Below are 674 nucleotides of genomic sequence, written 5' to 3'. Positions count from 1 at the left end.
CCGCGACCGAACGGGACATCGCCGCGGCCGCCGACCGGGCCCGCGAGCTGCGGTCGGCGGCGGACGGGCTGCTCGCCCGGCGGGAGGAGCTGCGTGGCCGGCTCGCCGCCTACCGGGCGAAGGCCGCGGCGCTGGGCCGGCTGGAGGACACCGACGTGGCCCGGCAGTACTCCGCCGCCGAGCGGCTGCTCTACACCGCGCCGTGCGACCTGCCGGCCGCCACCCGCGCGGTGTACGGCTACCAGCAGGCGCTGTCCGAGCTGGTGCGGCAGCGGGAGGGGTCGGCATGAGGACGCGTCAGCGAGCGGATCGTGGTTGCCGCGCGGACCAGCGCCTGGTGGGCGTTCCGACGAGGGAGGGAAGGCCATGAGCGAGCGGCAGCGAGCGAATCATGGGGACAACGCCTCCGTGCCTCGGGTGGGTTCCGACGAAGGAGGAACCCACCCGAGTGCGGCGCCGTGCCAGCAGGCCGGATGTGCCGGCCACTACGCGCCAGACGGCTACTGCGACCAGTGCGGGTCGAAGGCGCCGGCGCAGCCGCCGAGCCAGCGCACCCCCGCGCCGGCCGCCGCGCCGTACGTGGGTGCGCCGCCGGCCGCCGCGAACGTGCCAGCCGGGGTGGGCGGCGGCGGGCTGCCGGCGGGCTGGCCCACCGCGGCGAGCTGCCAGCAGCC

At 77.7% G+C, this 674-nt stretch carries 1 pseudogene; it reads left to right on the top strand.

Annotation, left to right across the window (positions count from 1 at the left end):
* A pseudogene (locus NUM_RS18840) lies at positions 1–290 on the top strand (hypothetical protein); the annotation flags it as partial.
* Positions 291–674 lie beyond the last annotated feature (384 nt).

This window comes from Actinocatenispora comari (assembly GCF_017312725.1).
Classification (GTDB): Bacteria; Actinomycetota; Actinomycetes; order Mycobacteriales; family Micromonosporaceae; genus Actinocatenispora; species Actinocatenispora comari.
The sequence above is the reverse complement of the archived record's forward strand: the minus strand, read 5'-3'. Positions and strand labels throughout refer to the sequence as shown.